Source organism: Mycobacterium sp. smrl_JER01 (assembly GCF_048513595.2).
GTDB lineage: Bacteria > Actinomycetota > Actinomycetes > Mycobacteriales > Mycobacteriaceae > Mycobacterium.
This window is the reverse complement of the sequence record NZ_JBLXXK020000005.1, coordinates 13,627-27,215: the sequence shown is the minus strand read 5'-3', so window position 1 is coordinate 27,215 and position 13,589 is coordinate 13,627. Positions and strand designations below refer to the sequence as shown.

Annotated in this window: 19 protein-coding genes; 4 read left to right on the top strand and 15 right to left on the bottom strand. The window is 64.8% G+C overall.

Annotation, left to right across the window (positions count from 1 at the left end; translation table 11 throughout):
• Positions 1–14 precede the first annotated feature (14 nt).
• Positions 15–512, top strand: coding sequence for a hypothetical protein (locus ACNUDN_RS31560; protein ID WP_419125666.1), 498 nt, complete (start codon positions 15–17; stop codon positions 510–512).
• 28 nt (positions 513–540) lie between these two features.
• Here ACNUDN_RS31560 and ACNUDN_RS31555 read toward each other — a convergent pair whose 3' ends face one another.
• Positions 541–1,290 (bottom strand): Fic/DOC family protein, encoded by a 750-nt coding sequence (locus ACNUDN_RS31555; RefSeq protein WP_419125665.1) that lies wholly within the window; start codon positions 1,288–1,290, stop codon positions 541–543.
• Positions 1,287–1,493, bottom strand: coding sequence for a hypothetical protein (locus ACNUDN_RS31550; RefSeq protein ID WP_260758477.1), 207 nt, complete (start codon positions 1,491–1,493; stop codon positions 1,287–1,289). Before ACNUDN_RS31550 ends, ACNUDN_RS31555 begins: the two co-directional genes overlap by 4 nt.
• Before the next feature lie 446 nt (positions 1,494–1,939).
• Between ACNUDN_RS31550 and ACNUDN_RS31545 the strand changes: the two genes are divergently transcribed.
• Positions 1,940–3,058: a hypothetical protein gene (locus tag ACNUDN_RS31545; RefSeq protein ID WP_419125664.1), complete on the top strand. Its 1,119-nt coding sequence runs from the start codon at positions 1,940–1,942 to the stop codon at positions 3,056–3,058.
• Between the two features lie 155 nt (positions 3,059–3,213).
• Here the strand turns inward: ACNUDN_RS31545 and ACNUDN_RS31540 are convergent, their stop codons facing one another.
• From ACNUDN_RS31540 to ACNUDN_RS31525, 4 genes are all read right to left on the bottom strand, one after another.
• Entirely contained in the window at positions 3,214–3,639 is a 426-nt protein-coding gene (locus tag ACNUDN_RS31540; RefSeq protein WP_419125663.1) for a hypothetical protein, read from the bottom strand.
• 33 nt (positions 3,640–3,672) lie between these two features.
• Positions 3,673–4,014 (bottom strand): helix-turn-helix domain-containing protein, encoded by a 342-nt coding sequence (locus ACNUDN_RS31535; RefSeq protein WP_419125662.1) that lies wholly within the window; start codon positions 4,012–4,014, stop codon positions 3,673–3,675.
• 111 nt (positions 4,015–4,125) lie between these two features.
• Positions 4,126–4,707 carry a hypothetical protein gene (locus tag ACNUDN_RS31530; protein WP_419125661.1) on the bottom strand — a complete coding sequence of 194 codons (582 nt, stop codon included), beginning with the start codon at positions 4,705–4,707 and terminating at the stop codon, positions 4,126–4,128.
• A gap of 118 nt (positions 4,708–4,825) precedes the next feature.
• Positions 4,826–5,395 carry a thermonuclease family protein gene (locus tag ACNUDN_RS31525; RefSeq protein ID WP_419125660.1) on the bottom strand — a complete coding sequence of 190 codons (570 nt, stop codon included), beginning with the start codon at positions 5,393–5,395 and terminating at the stop codon, positions 4,826–4,828.
• 603 nt (positions 5,396–5,998) lie between these two features.
• Between ACNUDN_RS31525 and ACNUDN_RS31520 the strand changes: the two genes are divergently transcribed.
• The gene (locus tag ACNUDN_RS31520) at positions 5,999–6,415 is read left to right on the top strand and encodes a hypothetical protein (protein WP_419125659.1); all 417 of its coding nucleotides are present in this window, start codon (positions 5,999–6,001) and stop codon (positions 6,413–6,415) included.
• Between the two features lie 12 nt (positions 6,416–6,427).
• Here the strand turns inward: ACNUDN_RS31520 and ACNUDN_RS31515 are convergent, their stop codons facing one another.
• The 5 genes from ACNUDN_RS31515 to ACNUDN_RS31495 form a co-directional block, all read right to left on the bottom strand.
• Positions 6,428–7,231 (bottom strand): hypothetical protein, encoded by an 804-nt coding sequence (locus tag ACNUDN_RS31515; protein ID WP_419125658.1) that lies wholly within the window; start codon positions 7,229–7,231, stop codon positions 6,428–6,430.
• Positions 7,228–8,994, bottom strand: a complete 1,767-nt coding sequence (locus tag ACNUDN_RS31510; RefSeq protein WP_419125657.1) for a hypothetical protein — start codon at positions 8,992–8,994, stop codon at positions 7,228–7,230. The genes ACNUDN_RS31515 and ACNUDN_RS31510 overlap by 4 nt, the downstream gene beginning before the upstream one ends.
• A gap of 22 nt (positions 8,995–9,016) precedes the next feature.
• Entirely contained in the window at positions 9,017–9,283 is a 267-nt protein-coding gene (locus ACNUDN_RS31505) for a hypothetical protein (protein ID WP_419125656.1), read from the bottom strand.
• On the bottom strand, positions 9,276–9,665 hold the full coding sequence (locus ACNUDN_RS31500) for a hypothetical protein (protein ID WP_419125655.1): 390 nt from the start codon (positions 9,663–9,665) through the stop codon (positions 9,276–9,278). The genes ACNUDN_RS31505 and ACNUDN_RS31500 overlap by 8 nt, the downstream gene beginning before the upstream one ends.
• Positions 9,666–9,746: 81 nt before the next feature.
• A complete protein-coding gene (locus tag ACNUDN_RS31495; RefSeq protein ID WP_419125654.1) occupies positions 9,747–10,433 on the bottom strand; it encodes a Fic family protein in 687 nt (228 codons plus the stop codon).
• 69 nt (positions 10,434–10,502) lie between these two features.
• Here ACNUDN_RS31495 and ACNUDN_RS31490 point away from each other — a divergent pair, with 69 nt between their 5' ends.
• On the top strand, positions 10,503–10,697 hold the full coding sequence (locus tag ACNUDN_RS31490; protein ID WP_419125653.1) for a plasmid mobilization protein: 195 nt from the start codon (positions 10,503–10,505) through the stop codon (positions 10,695–10,697).
• Positions 10,698–10,768: 71 nt separating this feature from the next.
• Here ACNUDN_RS31490 and ACNUDN_RS31485 read toward each other — a convergent pair whose 3' ends face one another.
• The 4 genes from ACNUDN_RS31485 to ACNUDN_RS31470 form a co-directional block, all read right to left on the bottom strand.
• Complete coding sequence (locus ACNUDN_RS31485) at positions 10,769–11,047, bottom strand: hypothetical protein (protein WP_419125652.1); 279 nt, start codon at positions 11,045–11,047, stop codon at positions 10,769–10,771.
• A gap of 32 nt (positions 11,048–11,079) precedes the next feature.
• Complete coding sequence (locus tag ACNUDN_RS31480) at positions 11,080–12,315, bottom strand: coiled-coil domain-containing protein (protein ID WP_419125651.1); 1,236 nt, start codon at positions 12,313–12,315, stop codon at positions 11,080–11,082.
• A gap of 248 nt (positions 12,316–12,563) precedes the next feature.
• Positions 12,564–12,965 carry a hypothetical protein gene (locus ACNUDN_RS31475; protein WP_419125650.1) on the bottom strand — a complete coding sequence of 134 codons (402 nt, stop codon included), beginning with the start codon at positions 12,963–12,965 and terminating at the stop codon, positions 12,564–12,566.
• Between the two features lie 99 nt (positions 12,966–13,064).
• Positions 13,065–13,583, bottom strand: coding sequence for a hypothetical protein (locus ACNUDN_RS31470; protein ID WP_419125649.1), 519 nt, complete (start codon positions 13,581–13,583; stop codon positions 13,065–13,067).
• Between the last annotated feature and the right edge of the window lie 6 nt (positions 13,584–13,589).

Sequence of the window (13,589 nt, the reverse complement as noted above, 5' to 3'; positions counted from 1 at the left end):
GGGAGGGAGCCACGGTGAGTACAGGTGCGCTACTGGTCCTAGACGCTGTTCGCGATATGGATCGGGTGCTCAGGGTGCTGACGGTCGATGGCTCCTCGGGTGAAGGCCACCAAATCGTGGAAGCTCTGAGAGATGATGTCTACCTGGTGGAGCGCGACGCCGAATACCACCCGTCAAGCCCGAAGGACGACAGACTTTTCGTTCAAATGCTCTGTAATTACTGGTATCCGGGGGAGCTGCACTATAGCCCCGGAAACTGGTGGGCAGTATCAGACCTCTGCAAGAGACTGTGGGACACCGAGCCGACCATTGTTGTGCACTACATGCCGGAATGCGATTTCATTGACGAGCTAGCCGCTGAGGAGCTGATCCGACGTGCTCACCTTCTAACTCCGGCGAGAGTGGTCGAACTGGACGGTGAGTCCACCAACGCTCAACGGGCTATTGACTTACAAAACCGGCTTAGCCGCTGCAGAGCGCAGTCCCCGGTGCGCGACGGCTTAGGCCTTTGACCCGATACCTGCGATGTTTTCAACACACCTAGAGGCTGAGCCCGTGGCTGGGCGGGGCGAGTGACTGGGCCCACCGGCGTTCTTGGTCAGTGACCTGTTCTGTTGAGCGAGGTTCTACGGTGTCCAGCAGTAGCGCTGTGAGGCGGCCGTACTGCCCGGTGCTGTGCCCGTGGTAGCGGGCGCCGATGAACTCTTCTCGACGTGCGAGCAGCTGCACGCCATCGAGGGCGTAGCCGTATTTGCGGCATACGGTGGCCATCAGCATGGTTTGGCTGCGCGTGTTGCCTTCACGAAAGGGATGGACCTGATCGAGTTGTCCCCAGTGCCGGGCGATCGTCGGGATAAACGCTTGTGGGGCATGGTTTGCGGGGTCACTCAATGCGTGCTGGAGTTGGGAAAATACAGCTGTGGCCTGTTCGTCCACGAGACGCCCCGCTGGGTAGCGGTAGGTGACCCATGGGGCGGACCGGTCGTCGGGGGCGAAATTGACGACATCGCGCCACTGCTTTGCCATAGCGTTCTCCGGAACAACTCGCGTGGTTCCGGCCCATGCATACACGTCCTGGAAGATGCGGTAGTGCACGCGGCGGTAGTAATCGAGGTCGATGGTCTCGGGTAGCGCGGAGGCGTCATCGAGGATGATGCCGCGCATGCGGGGCGCGACGGCATGCGCTTCGGCAACCGCTAGGTCGGGGTAGTTCTTGATGCCGAATTTGTTCTTGAGTACGCCTGGCGCGTCAGGCCAGAAGTAGCTATCCCACGTGTCGTAGGACGTCACCTGTCACTGAATCCCGGCTGTGTGAAGCGGGCGACGACCTCAGCGGCAGCTTGATCTTCGTTGAGTTCACCGCGGTCCATGCGGGCCAGGAGGTCGCGCACAGAGTCGCTGTCGGGGAACCCGGCGAGGCCGGCGGCGGCGATGGCCAGAGATGATGCTTCCTCTGGGGTGTAGGTCACCGGTCGGCGCTGGAGCTGGCTCATGAGAGGCATTGTAGTTTCTTTCGTTCGATGGGTTGCGTCAACGGAAAACGTGGGAGTGCAGGTTCTGCGAGACAGTCCACCCTGGGGTGGGCGGGGTATCGAGGCGATCCTGAGCCCGGCCTACCTTCCAGAAGTGAGCCCAGCAGCGGCATGGGTCGCCGCCCCCATGCCCGCCGGCGTGAGCGTGTAAGCGATAGGTACGTCGCAGTGGTCCTCGTTGAGGCTGTAGGCGATCGGGGAGTCGGTAGTAGCGCTGGAGTTCATGCGGGGCATCACCTCTCGTGTCGGAGATTGGGCTCACCGTCATAAGTGACGGTGGTCTATAGCCTATCAGCAATGGTAGTCTATAGACACCCTCACGGAGAGTTAGTCTACGAATGAATGTCTGTGCCACACCAGAATTGGAACTATCCGGCCTACACGGTTCGCGCCCACCTTCGGTGGTGGTGTCCTACGGCCTCGGCCTAGATTCAACGTGCCTGCTGTTGCGGTGGCTGCGGGAACCCTCGACCCGCGACTTCGCCGTGGAGGACATGGTGGTGGTCACGGCGATGGTGGGAGACGAGTTCAGCTCTACTGCGGTTGCGGTGGAGTCACTGATGCTTCCGCTGTTCCGAGAGTTTGGCGTTCGCTACGTCCAGTGCGCCCGGGGTCAGCGGGTTACGACGGCGGGTGGCGAAGGTGTTGTCGTGCTGGATGACTCGACGTATCCGCAGAAACTGTACGCGGAGGGCGCTTACCGGTTATCGGACGAGATGCTATCTGCAGGCACGCTGCCACAGCTCGGTGGAGCGCGGAAGTGCAGCATGCATGCCAAAGGGTGGGCTTTGGACCCGGTGATTGCCAAACTTACGGCAGGGCAACCGTATCGGCATGTCATTGGGTTCGAATTGGGTGAGCAGGGTCGGGCTGAAAAGGACCGCCGGTACAACACCACGCAGCGCACCGGTTGGTATCCGTTGATAGAGGCTGGCTTTGACCGACAAGCCTGTCATGACTACGTGTTCGCGAACCTTGGTGTGGCTTGGGAAAAGTCGTGCTGCTCGTACTGTGTTTTCGCCCTGACGAGTGCACGTGGGCGCGCCGGGATGGTGGAGCGGTACCGTCGGGAGCCGGTGGCCGGGGCGCGGGCGATGCTCCTCGAAGCGACAGCTCGGCGGCTCAACGAACGTCAGACGTTGGTGGCGGGTAGCAGTGTGGCGCAGATGGTCCGGGAGGCGGGCTTGACCTCGGTTGAAGACGAGTTTCGGCGGGTCTTCGCCGAGTCGGGTTTCGCAGTGTACGACGTCCGTCGTGTCACACCGGCGGGCATGGACGGTCGGCGGGGTGTAACGGCACGGTCTGTCCGCAGGCTCGCTACTGGGCCTGAGGGCGCCATGGACGCATACCTTGCGGACAGCCCAGGGCAGAGGGTGGTGGGGGCTGACCGCATCGTCCGTCATCATCTACCCGCTGGGCCGGGTTGCGAGCATTTCCGGGTGGTTGCCCCCGCCGTGGTAGAGGATAAGCAGCGCAAAGGATTTGATCGTATATGGGCTAACGTCAATAGCCCTTCGCTATTCTGAGCAGGTAGCAGTGTGCCTGCGCGGGTCGAGTCCCCCGTCGGCCAGAGATCGCGGGCGCACTGCTATCCCCCTGTTTGAAACTGACCGGAGATAATGGCGCAGCGGCGTAGTAGCGGCGAGCGGGGAATTCAGATCCTACGAAGTCGTGGTGGTGGTTAGTTGCTGCGCAGAATGTCGGTGACGCGGTGTTGCACAGCGGTCCAGTCCTCGGGTGGGAGCGCGGCGATCTCCGGGGTCCATCCGGCATTGGGGTCGATGTGATGGCGCAGCTCGGTGAAGCAGGCGATCTGTGGCAGCGCTCCAGTGGCGCTGAGGGTGCGGATACGCGTTACCACGTCGTGGGCGTGGCGGTCGATGTGGAGCCAGTAGGTTGCCGGGCGGTGGGTGACAGCGGCCAGGTCGTCGTGTCGCACGTGGTGCCAGCTCAGGTAGGTCAGACCGTTGGTGAGGCGTACGCGTGCGACGGGGTGTTGATCGTCGGCGCTGACGGCGTGGAACGGTCGGACGGCCGCTACGTAGGGGGCTGGGGTGGTGGGTGACTGGGCGTTTCGGTCGGGTGGGGGAGAGTCGAACGGGTCCATGCGGTGGTGCCCTCCCTGGAAGTAGCGGGTGGGTTAGGAGTCTTGGGTTGGCGTGGCCATGGCCTGCTCGATGCCTCTAGTGAGCGCAGCGACGGTGGTCTGCAATGGGGGCGCGATCTTGGCCAGAAAGACGACGGTGGGTGTGCGTTCGCCGGCTTCCACGCCGCGCAGGAAGATACGGTCGACGCTGGCCTGGTCGCTGAGGGCGCGTTGAGACAAGCCCAGGGTCTCGCGGCGCTGGGCGATGTTGCGGCCGACGACCGGCATGATGCGTGCCAGCAGCGCGCGGTCGGCCTGCGCTTGCAGCTCACGGGCGGCTAGACCGGCGCGCTTGCGTTCCTCAGCGGTGGTGGTCACGGCCTTGGTCGGGGACATGGGCGGCGGTCCTTTCATGTGCGGTATCACCACCGCGACTTCTTGCCGATAGCGTACTCGCGGTGGTGGGTGAAAGGCTACCAACGGGCGCGGGTGAGTCACGGTGCTCACTTATCCTTGACTGGCGGGTTCTACAGCGGGCATCGTGTCGTCACGGACCGGGAATGGGCTGGCTTGCAACGGCGCTCGGTCATACGCTGGTGAGTATCGACCGTCACGGTCGTAGCCCCAGACATCGAATCCGTGCTCGTCAAATTGGTGGATTGCCGCCGTGCCAGCGCACGTTATTTCGGCGCGGCAGGCCAGGCCGTTGCGATCGACCCATTCGAGATCAGGGCTGGTCTCGGAGATCACCCGGTCAACGATGGCTGTCTCGTCGGGCTCCAGCGGCCTGGACCGGGCGTCGGCCTCTCCGAGATACCAGTGCGTGCGGTCCTGCCATTGCCGGTCATGCTGGCGGTCGCCGTGGGCCTCGATGGCTGCACGTTTCGTGGTGTAGCGGGTGGCAGTTCGTGGCGTCCCGTGCACGTCGACTATGGCCCAGCAGCGGTCGGACTTCTTGGCTACGGTCCACGTCTCGGGCGGGTTTTCCAGGTGGTCTCGCAGCGACCTTTCGAACGCGTCGAGCTGGCTGGCGCGGATGCGGGCGCGGCGGGCATCCGTGTGTTCGGCCGGGGCCGGCTGAGTCTCCATGGCGTGCAGTCCTTTCCTCGGAATGCTGTGGTGGTAGCGAAAAGCCGTAGCTATACGGATTGCTATAGCCTACCACAACGCGGATGGCTATAGGCCTCCGTTGTCATGTTGGTGAGAGCTAGGCGGGGCAGGTCTCAGGTGACCACAAGCCGCGGGCCTCGTCGGCGGCGGCGAACTCGGCGGCCTGGAATTCTGCCTGGTAGCGGTGCGGTGTGTTGAAGGTGTACTCGTTGGCGTAGCCGCCGGCGATGAGGTCCAGATTGACCAGTTGCCCGGCGGTCGTCCAGACATACGCCAGGCCGCGGCCGTAGCGGTCGATGCGGTCCTGGCTGGGATCGTATTCGAGGTAGACCGACTGGCCGGTGAGCATCGCCTTGGTGTAGTCGGATGCCTCACGCGAGAAACACTGAACCGGCTTGCGCGGATCAACGAGCTCAGGCGTGTCGACACCGATCAAACGGATAGTCGTTGGCGTACCGTCGATTTCGACCACGATGGTATCACCGTCGATGACACGTACCACTGGAAAAGGGCCGTCGATCCCAGCTGTGGCCGGCATCGGTGGATAGGTGGCGGTAGTGGCAGTGTGCGCCGTCCACGATGATGGGCTGTGGCATCCGGCGAGCAGGATCGCGGCTGCGCCCAGGAGTGCAGCAAGTGCGCGGCCGGCGGCAGAGAGTGCGGTCATGAGGCCATGGTGACTGTTCCTCACGACGGACTCCACGGGCTGGGCAGGGCGGTCAATCATGTTCTCTCCTAGTACGTTCTGTCGGGCACGGGGATCTTGGGGCCTTCAGCGGCACGTGATACACCGGCGGTGGTCCTCGGAGGGCTGGCAGTCATCGCCCCACTCGCCCTCGCTGTGTAACCCCTCCATGCGGTCTGCGCATCCCCCGCAGCACCCGGCCCAGCCCTGCCCGTCATCAAGGGATTCGCGACACCCTTCATCGAACGGGTCGCGGCAGGCTGCATCGTTGTCACTGATATCGAATCCTTCGAAGATCGTTGCTATGGCATCAGGTATCGATGAATGGGGGATCGCTGCGGAAAGGCGTTCGAGCTGGTCTGACGTGAGCCGAAAACCTGCCCAGTCATCGGCTTGTTCAGGTGAAATCAATTGCAGGGAAGCTACATCCGATGTACTCATAGGAATTAGGGTAGTCGGTTAATAGTGGTGTGGGAACACTCTTTCGATACCACTTCCACGGGCAGAGCCGGAAACTCGGCGTGGTCCGATCCGTTTGCGCTGACGCCACTTCTGCTGACGGTTGCAGGAGGTATGCTCACAAGCGTGGCCGTGGTGCTTCATAGTTTGAGGGGATTTCCCCATACTGATATTGCCGCGCGGCTACCGCTGGAGCTGTCGGTGGCCGGACGGTTGCGCTCGGATCTGCCGGGTCGGTTTTGGTTGTGCCGAGTAGCGGCCGAGATATGGTGCAGGCTGGACGAATCCACGGAGCGGGGCCATATCAGTGAAGCCCTCTTGTCCGAGGATGGGAGTTCGTTGCGCGTGAGCGCACTGGTGGTGACTCCAGCGGCCAGTAATCAGGTTCTGCAGTCCGGGATTGAGAACCTTGCGGTGCACGCTGCGGCGGTGCTCGACCCTGTTGTGGGCGAGTCAGGGGTGTTCAACGCCGCGCAGGTCGGTTACCTGGGGTGTGGACTGCTGGACGACGCGACACGGGGTGACAGCTCGGGTCTGAGGTAACGCTGCCGCTGGTCAGGAGTGATTCGACCACCAGGTATAGAGCTGTTCCAGGGTTGGCGTCTGGGGTGTGTCGGCTCGGATTGTTCCGAGGATGAGCGTCGATGTGGTGGTCCAGGCGACCATCGGCTGGCTGGCCTGGTTGGTACCGCATAGCAGGGTTCCGGCGACGATTTCGGGGCTGGCATTGCGGCGCCACGCACCCGGGGACTGGTAGCCGCCGTCAGCCCCTGGGCACACCCTTGCGGTGGTGGAGGCGATGACGTCGGCGAATGCGGCATCGAGGTCTGCGGCGGCGTCATAGAGCGTGTAGTACGCGGTCGTTGCCTCAGCGATGGCGGGGTGTGGCCCGCAGCGCACGCCAGCGAGGGCCGTTGGCGACTCAGTGGTCGCAGTGCAGTCCGATGGTCGATATCCAGGTGGCAGGTTGCGGCGCAGCAGTTCCGCTGCGGCTGTCGTGGTGTCAGGAGCGGCTTCCGGGGTGTTCGTGGCCTCCGGCGGGTCTGGTGAGGGCCACAGCAGGATCACCCACAGCACGACCGCGATGGTCGCGACAACGGCGAAGATCGACCACAGGATCACCAGGGGGCGCTGCACACGCGGTGGTCGTCGGATCGGTGTGATCGCGACCCGCTGGTCGACGCTTGCGCCCAGGTCTGATGTCTGGGAGCTGACGGATTCGCTGCGGGCGGCACCGCTGGCAGCCAGGTCGGTGGCCGGCGGCGGATACGGGTGTGGGTCATCGGCGGCAGACCAGGTGAAGAACCCGGTGAGTTCGGGAAGTGGTGCTGTGGGCGCGTCGTCAGAGGTAGGTCTCATGAGGGCTCGATTCGGTGGGCGTGAGTGCCAGCTTCCACGCATGCTCGCTTGAGGAGGTCGGCCACGTCCGTGTCGCCGCGCCGACGAAGGATGTCCTCGGGGTTTGACTGCGGGTTGTCCAGTGCGGCGGTCAGGGCAGCGTGCGGGTCTCGTGTATCGCGGCCGGTGAGTTGGGCGAGTTGTTCGGTGGCCGGTGCTCTCGTGTCGAGTGTGGCGATCGTGTACGTGCGGCGGTGCGTGTTGAAGGCGATGATCAGTGTGTCCCCGACAGCGGCGTTGAGCTGTTGGGCGTGCGTGCGCAGCGAGCCGAGGCGTGCGTTGTTGCTCGCGTTGGTGACCCAGGTGACGGTGATAGGGCTGTGGTCGGGATTGGTGAAGCTCTGCTGGCCGCCGAGGGTGATGTGCGCGGCCCGAGCGAGGGCCACGGCAATGCTGCGTCCGGATCCGCGTTGCAGTTCCGGGGTGACCGGGAGGGATAGCCGGATGACCTGGGTGTTGGTGCGATACACACCCCGGGCCTGGTTGAGGGGTCTGCTGGCCGGGGCGGGGTCGGCGTCGGTGCGCCGTCGGCTGTGGCCATCTCGGGTGATGTATCGGGGTGTGGCGAGGTAGGTGCGCAGCGATCGTGCGCTGATGTCGGGGTAGGTGGCTTGGAGGTCGTTGAGCAGCTCAGTGGTGCGGACGCGACCGCCATGGTCATCGATGTAGCTGGCGATGGCATCGTTGATGCTGGTGTACTCGGGCAGCTTCCATGCACGCAGCGCCCAGGTGGTGCGGCTGGCCCGTGCGATCTCCTTGCGGTCTGAGAGCGCGGTGGCGACCGTGCCGGGTGAGACAGGAAGGCCGATATCGGCGCGCACCTCTTCGAGGGTCAGTGGCCGTTGGTGGGCGTGCAGGACCGCGGCCGCCATCGTGGCTGTGGTTGCGGCGGTGTGGGTGATGCGTTGGCCCGCGATGGTGCTGTGGTGGTAGGTCTGGGTGAGGTAGCCCTCGATCGCGTCAGGGTGCATCCCCGCGGCCGCCAGGAGGGCAGTCAGTTCGGTTGTCCGCAGTGCTCCCGCACCCGCGGTCAGGGCGTGTTCGGCGGTGGTGTCGATGTGTTCGCGGCCGCGTGTTCCGGTGTTTTCGAGCCAGTGCAGGTGGCGACGGTAGGGACCGGCGGTATGCAGCAGTAACGCTGCGGTGTCACAGGTCAGTGTCTGACCGGTCTGGGCGAGTTCAGCGGCGGCCACCTGGGCCGGTAGGTAGGGGCCGAGTCGCTGCGCGATCCGCTGGGCGTGACGGTGCAGGGCCTCGTGTTCGGGGTGGGCAAGCAGGCCGGCGAGTTTGCGTTCGGCGCGGCGGGTCCCGCGCGACACGCTGGCTTTGGCGCAGCCGAGCATCGCTGCCACCTGGGCGGTGGGTGTGGGGTCCAGTGGGAGGACTCGGGTAGTGAGGATGGTGCGGGTCTCGGTGTCGAGCTGGTCGAGTAGCTTGGCGGCGGCACCGGCGGCGGTGTCTGGGTGGCTTGCTGTTGTGCTACGAATGGCGCGGCGGGCGGTGTCGGTGATCGCGGTCAGTGCGCTGAGGCCGATGCCTGGTTGTGCGGTAAGGCGTTTCGACGTGTGCGCACCGATATCGCGCCAGTAGGGATATACCTCGCTGTAGGTGGCCAGGCGTGGTGGGAGCTGGCTGTAGGGGATTAGTTGGTCAGCGATCACGTCGAAGTCCTCAATCAGCTCGCCCATCGGGCGCGACGAGTCTTCGGCTATGGGTTTGATCATGCGGGAGCCTGGCGGTGCGAACCTACGATCGACGTTCGTGCGGTTCGGGCGTCCACCGCGTGGAGCGCCAGATGCGCCGCACGAAGGCTATCCACCCCAACGCCATCACGATCAGCGTCGCGGCGATCATGAGCGCTGGACTCCAGTTGCCTTTGAGCGTGCCGGCATACGTAATCGCCCATGCCGTAACGATCGCGACGAAAACGAGCATTCCGATGCGGGTAGAGAGCCAGCGCTGCGTCCAGCGTTCTGCTTGGTCCAACCCGCGCGTGATCGCATTACTAGCCATTGCCGGCACCCTTTTCTGCGGCGGCTGCGCTGGTCAGATCTCGTTGTCGCTGACGAATCCGTCGGCGAACGTCCATGGTCCCCATATTGGTGGGGTCGCTCGCTGCGGCATCCATGCGGATCACGGTGACCGTGTGGCCACCCTCAACCCAGGAATGGGTCGTGCTCACCTGCTCGATCAGCGGCGCAAACTCCTGCGCCTTTCGCTTCGTTTCAGCCTCACGGTCACCTCTAATGGCGCCGAAGTCATAAAGTGCCAGCGCGAGCCACCGTGCGGCGTGCTCTGCTCGCACCCATTCCTCGGCCGGGGTGTAGTAGCCGCCGGGATATCCCGGCCCCTCGATTTCAAAGGTCAGTAGTGACGTGGCTTGGTCGGTTCGCATTGTCGTGAGTGTCCTTGTCTCCGTTGGTGTGTGAGTCGCTGCGTCGGCTATCGGCGTGGCGAAGGAACGCTTCGAGCTGGGTTATCGACTGATCCGGGTGAGCCCGGCACGCCGTAGCAGTGTTTTCACTGCCTCGTGTTCGTCATAGAGGTAGGCCCTGGCCAGCAGATCGTTGAACGTTCTCGCGACACCGGGGTCGTTGTCATCGACCGGGATGGTGAGCAAAACACCGGCATCGGCGCCGATGAGCAGGCTGTTGGCGACGAAGACGGCGGTGCGCTTGTTGCCGTCCTCGAACGGTTGCGCTTTGGCGAGGTTGATGAACAGGTCGAGTGCGTTTTCGTCGGGCTCAGGGCTACGGGTCGCGTTGTCGAGCAGGGTTTGGAGCTGGTCTTCGGTGACGGCATCGGGGGAGTGCCGACCGTACGGTGTCGTGACGCCGATGGCCTGGTCCTGAGTGCGCAGCTGCCCGGGATGCAGGGCTCCGCTGCGGGTGATGGTGGCGTTGATGGCCCGCACGAAGCCGGCGTCGATGCGATGGGCGGCGTGGTCAATCACGAATTGGGCCGCGTCACGCAGGTCTTCGAGCAGCGCCAGATCGGCCCGCGATGCCACTCCCTCCAGGCTGCCGGTGCGCAGGAAGTTCTCGGTGTCCAGACGACCGGTGGACAGGCCGTCGAACACTCTGCCCGACGAATAGACCACGCCAGCAAGGTCGGTCACGGTGAGTCGACCCACGGCACGGTCGTCTTGGTCGGCTGCGTTCATACCTTTTAGTGTAGTCGATTAATTGAGTTGTGGGATCACGAATTGTTGTAGTCGATTATCATCGTCGGTATGCCTCCCGGAAGACCGCCTTTCAAGGCGGGGCAGCGCCGCAACGCCGTGGTGCCGGTCCGGTTCACCGAGGATGAGCGCGACATCATTGAGGCCGCTGCCGAGGCTGATGGACAGGCCGTGTCCGCGTGGGTCCGTGATCGCGCACTTGCCGCGGCCCGCAGGCGGTCTCGGGGCCGACCAGAAGCTGATTAGCTGTACCCATCAACCACTCACAGGCGCGGAGCTGAGAGAACCGCTGGCACGGCTGTGGGTCCATGGGTCCGTCACTGCGGGAACGAAGGCTGCGAACCGTTCAGTTCTGCACGCGCGGCGGTGATGTGGCCGACCGCTTCGTCAGCAAAAACAGCGGCTGCGTCGAGTTCGGAGGGTTGGGCGTCGTCGGCCTCGTTGATCAGGACGCCCATGGCGAAGGTCCAGGCTTTACGGGCATGGACGATCCGCAGCCGCGGTTGAGCCATTACTCGCACCGCCGCGTGCAGGTGTGCGCGGGCCTCGCCGAGCCAAATGCTAGGCAACTGATTCGGGATCATGTGCCGGGTCACGCACCTTTCCTGCGGTAGGGGGCCGGGCGTCACTACCGGCTCGGGGGCTCCGCGGTGGTGGACCTCTTGCTCGCAGGACGTTTCCGGGTCGCCTTCTCGCCGGGGACGGGGCTATCGCTGCGGTCAGTCCCAGCCGTCTGTCGCGCATGGGTCAGTGCGTCGTTAAGGGCTTGCACGCGTTCGTCCGCGTTGCGCTGCACGAGTGCGAGCTGCTGCGCGTGGGCCGACTCCAGGCGCTCACGTTCTGATCGTTGATCGGTGCGTACACGCTCAAGCTCGGCGGTGAGTGTGGCCACGGTGGCCCGCTCGGCCTCGGCTGATTGTTGCGCCGATTCGGCTCGCGCATGCGCGGTGGCGAGGTCGACGCGCAGTGCCGCGGCGTCGGCCGTGGCGGCGCGAGCTTCCTCGCGCGCGGTGTCGATCTGGCTGTGCAGCGCGGCCTGCTTTTCCTCGGAATCCGTTCGGGCGTGGTCGAGTTGGCCGCGCAACTGGGCCGTGGTCTGCCGTTCACGCTCGGCAGAGTCATTGGCCGCGGCCAGAGCGGCTTGGGCGGCGCTGGCCTCGATGTGCGCGGCATTGGCGGCTTCGCGGGCGGCTTCGACGTGGCGGTCCCGTTCGGCAAGTTGCTCACCGAACCGGGTGCGCGCATCGGCAAGGCGTGCTTCTGCCGCCGTGACGGCAGCCTCGGTCCGAGAGCGCAGTTCGGCCATGTCCGCTTCGGTGGTGGTGCGCATGCGCTCCACCTCGGCAAGGGCTTCTTCGGCGAGTGCGTCGGCTTCCTCGCGTTCCTGGCGTGCCTGAGCTGCTCGCTCATCGGCGGCCCGTGCTGAGCGCTCGGCGGTGCTGGCACGGCGTTCGGCTTCGGTGATTTTGGCAAGGGCGTCGCGGTGGGCGTCCTCGACCTCCGCGCCGGCGGCTTCGACGTCTCCGGCCGCGCGGATTCCGGCCAGCAGGTCATCGAAATACTGGCGGAACTCCGAGACCCTCTGCGGCAGCTCGTCCAGACGTTGTTCCAGGGTCGCCCGTGCCATCGAGACAGGTGCATCCGCCGCCTGCTCGGCGCCGGGCCGCGCGTCAGCCGTTGGTGTGTTCGCGCGACGTGCTTTCCAGGCGTTGGCGCGGTTATGAACTGGTCCGCCACCGTCGTCGGCCCGTTCGCAGTAGCGGGAAGGGCGGCCAGTGGCCGGGTCTGGGCGGCGAGGACGCGAACAGCCCGGGTAGTGGCAGTGGTCCACGGCCGTCACCGCGGCGGCGCTCTCTTCAGTCATGGCTCCAGTCTACTACTTTCGTCACCAACGGTCGGCGTTATGACGAAAGACGAAACATAACGAAACGTAACAAAACACGATGTGCCGTTGCGCCAGGAAAGGGGGCTTCGGTAGCCACCACGCAGGCGCCCGGCTGGCCGGGGGCAAAGAGGCGCAGGGACGGACCCAGAGGGCCGCGGTGGGACCCCTAACGGTTTCTTCGCGTCAAACCCGGTGTGGCCGGGGAGAGCAGGCTGAGGTTGTCCGAATCAGATCGATGCAGCAGGTGGCCTGCTACAGGCATGAATGGTCCTGATCGGGCCGCCTACGCCTGCATCGCGCAGAGCGCGAAGGGTATCGAGCTGGGCGTCGATCCCAGTGCCGGCGGCGGCATCGGTGAGGTAGCTCGTAGAAACGCCGAAGAATTCGGCGATTGCGGTGAGTTCAGCGTGGCTGGAGGTAGCCCCACAGTCCGAGCGGAGCCGTTCCAGGGTGCTCGGGCTCATGGGAACGGCGCCACGGGCGGTGATGGCTGCGGCGGCCGCAGAGGTTGATGTAGGTGGTGCCGTTCGCGCGTGCATGACGTCGAAGAGCCGGTTGATGCGTCGGGCCAGCTCGGGTGGATCGACGGGCGTGTGGTCGTCGCTGTGGCCCACGCGTGGCTGGCTCATGTCAGGCGACTCTTCCATAGGGCTCGGTTGTGCACAGCGACCCGCCGGAAGCCCGGTCTACGTTGCACGGCTTCTCCTCGACAATGGTCTCCTGCACGCTCAGTGCGGGGGAGGCGCTGCGGTGGCCGCCGTGCGTGCTCGGGTGGCATCGCGGCGCAGGGCCTGGGTCAATGCGTCGTTGTCGGTCAGATCGGCGGCGGTGGTCAGCGTCCGCGCGATGCGGGCGAACAGCGCTGGGGGAGCCGCAATCGGCCCTTGGGTGTGCTCGGCTTGAATCATGCCCGCGGTGGACAGGAGTTGCGCCGTCTCACGTTGGCGGGCGGCGCGTTCTGCGGCGTTGGTGGCTGTTGTGCTCTGGTAGAAGAGCAGTGTCTCGGCCAGGCCGCTGATCAAGCGGCCGAACACCGACACGCTGATGTGCGCCGTGCGGGCAAGGTCGAACAGGTTCTCGCCCGGTTCTTCATCGGTGAAGGAGGCAACGATCTCGTCGGCCAGCCCATCGAGGGCGGCGTCATCGAGCAGAGGCGCAGCGGACCGCTCGCTGACACCCAGTTGCCGGGCCACGGTGGCGTGCCGTTCGGCAAGCAGCGTGGCGGCCGCGTCGTGGGAGAGGACCATGCCGCG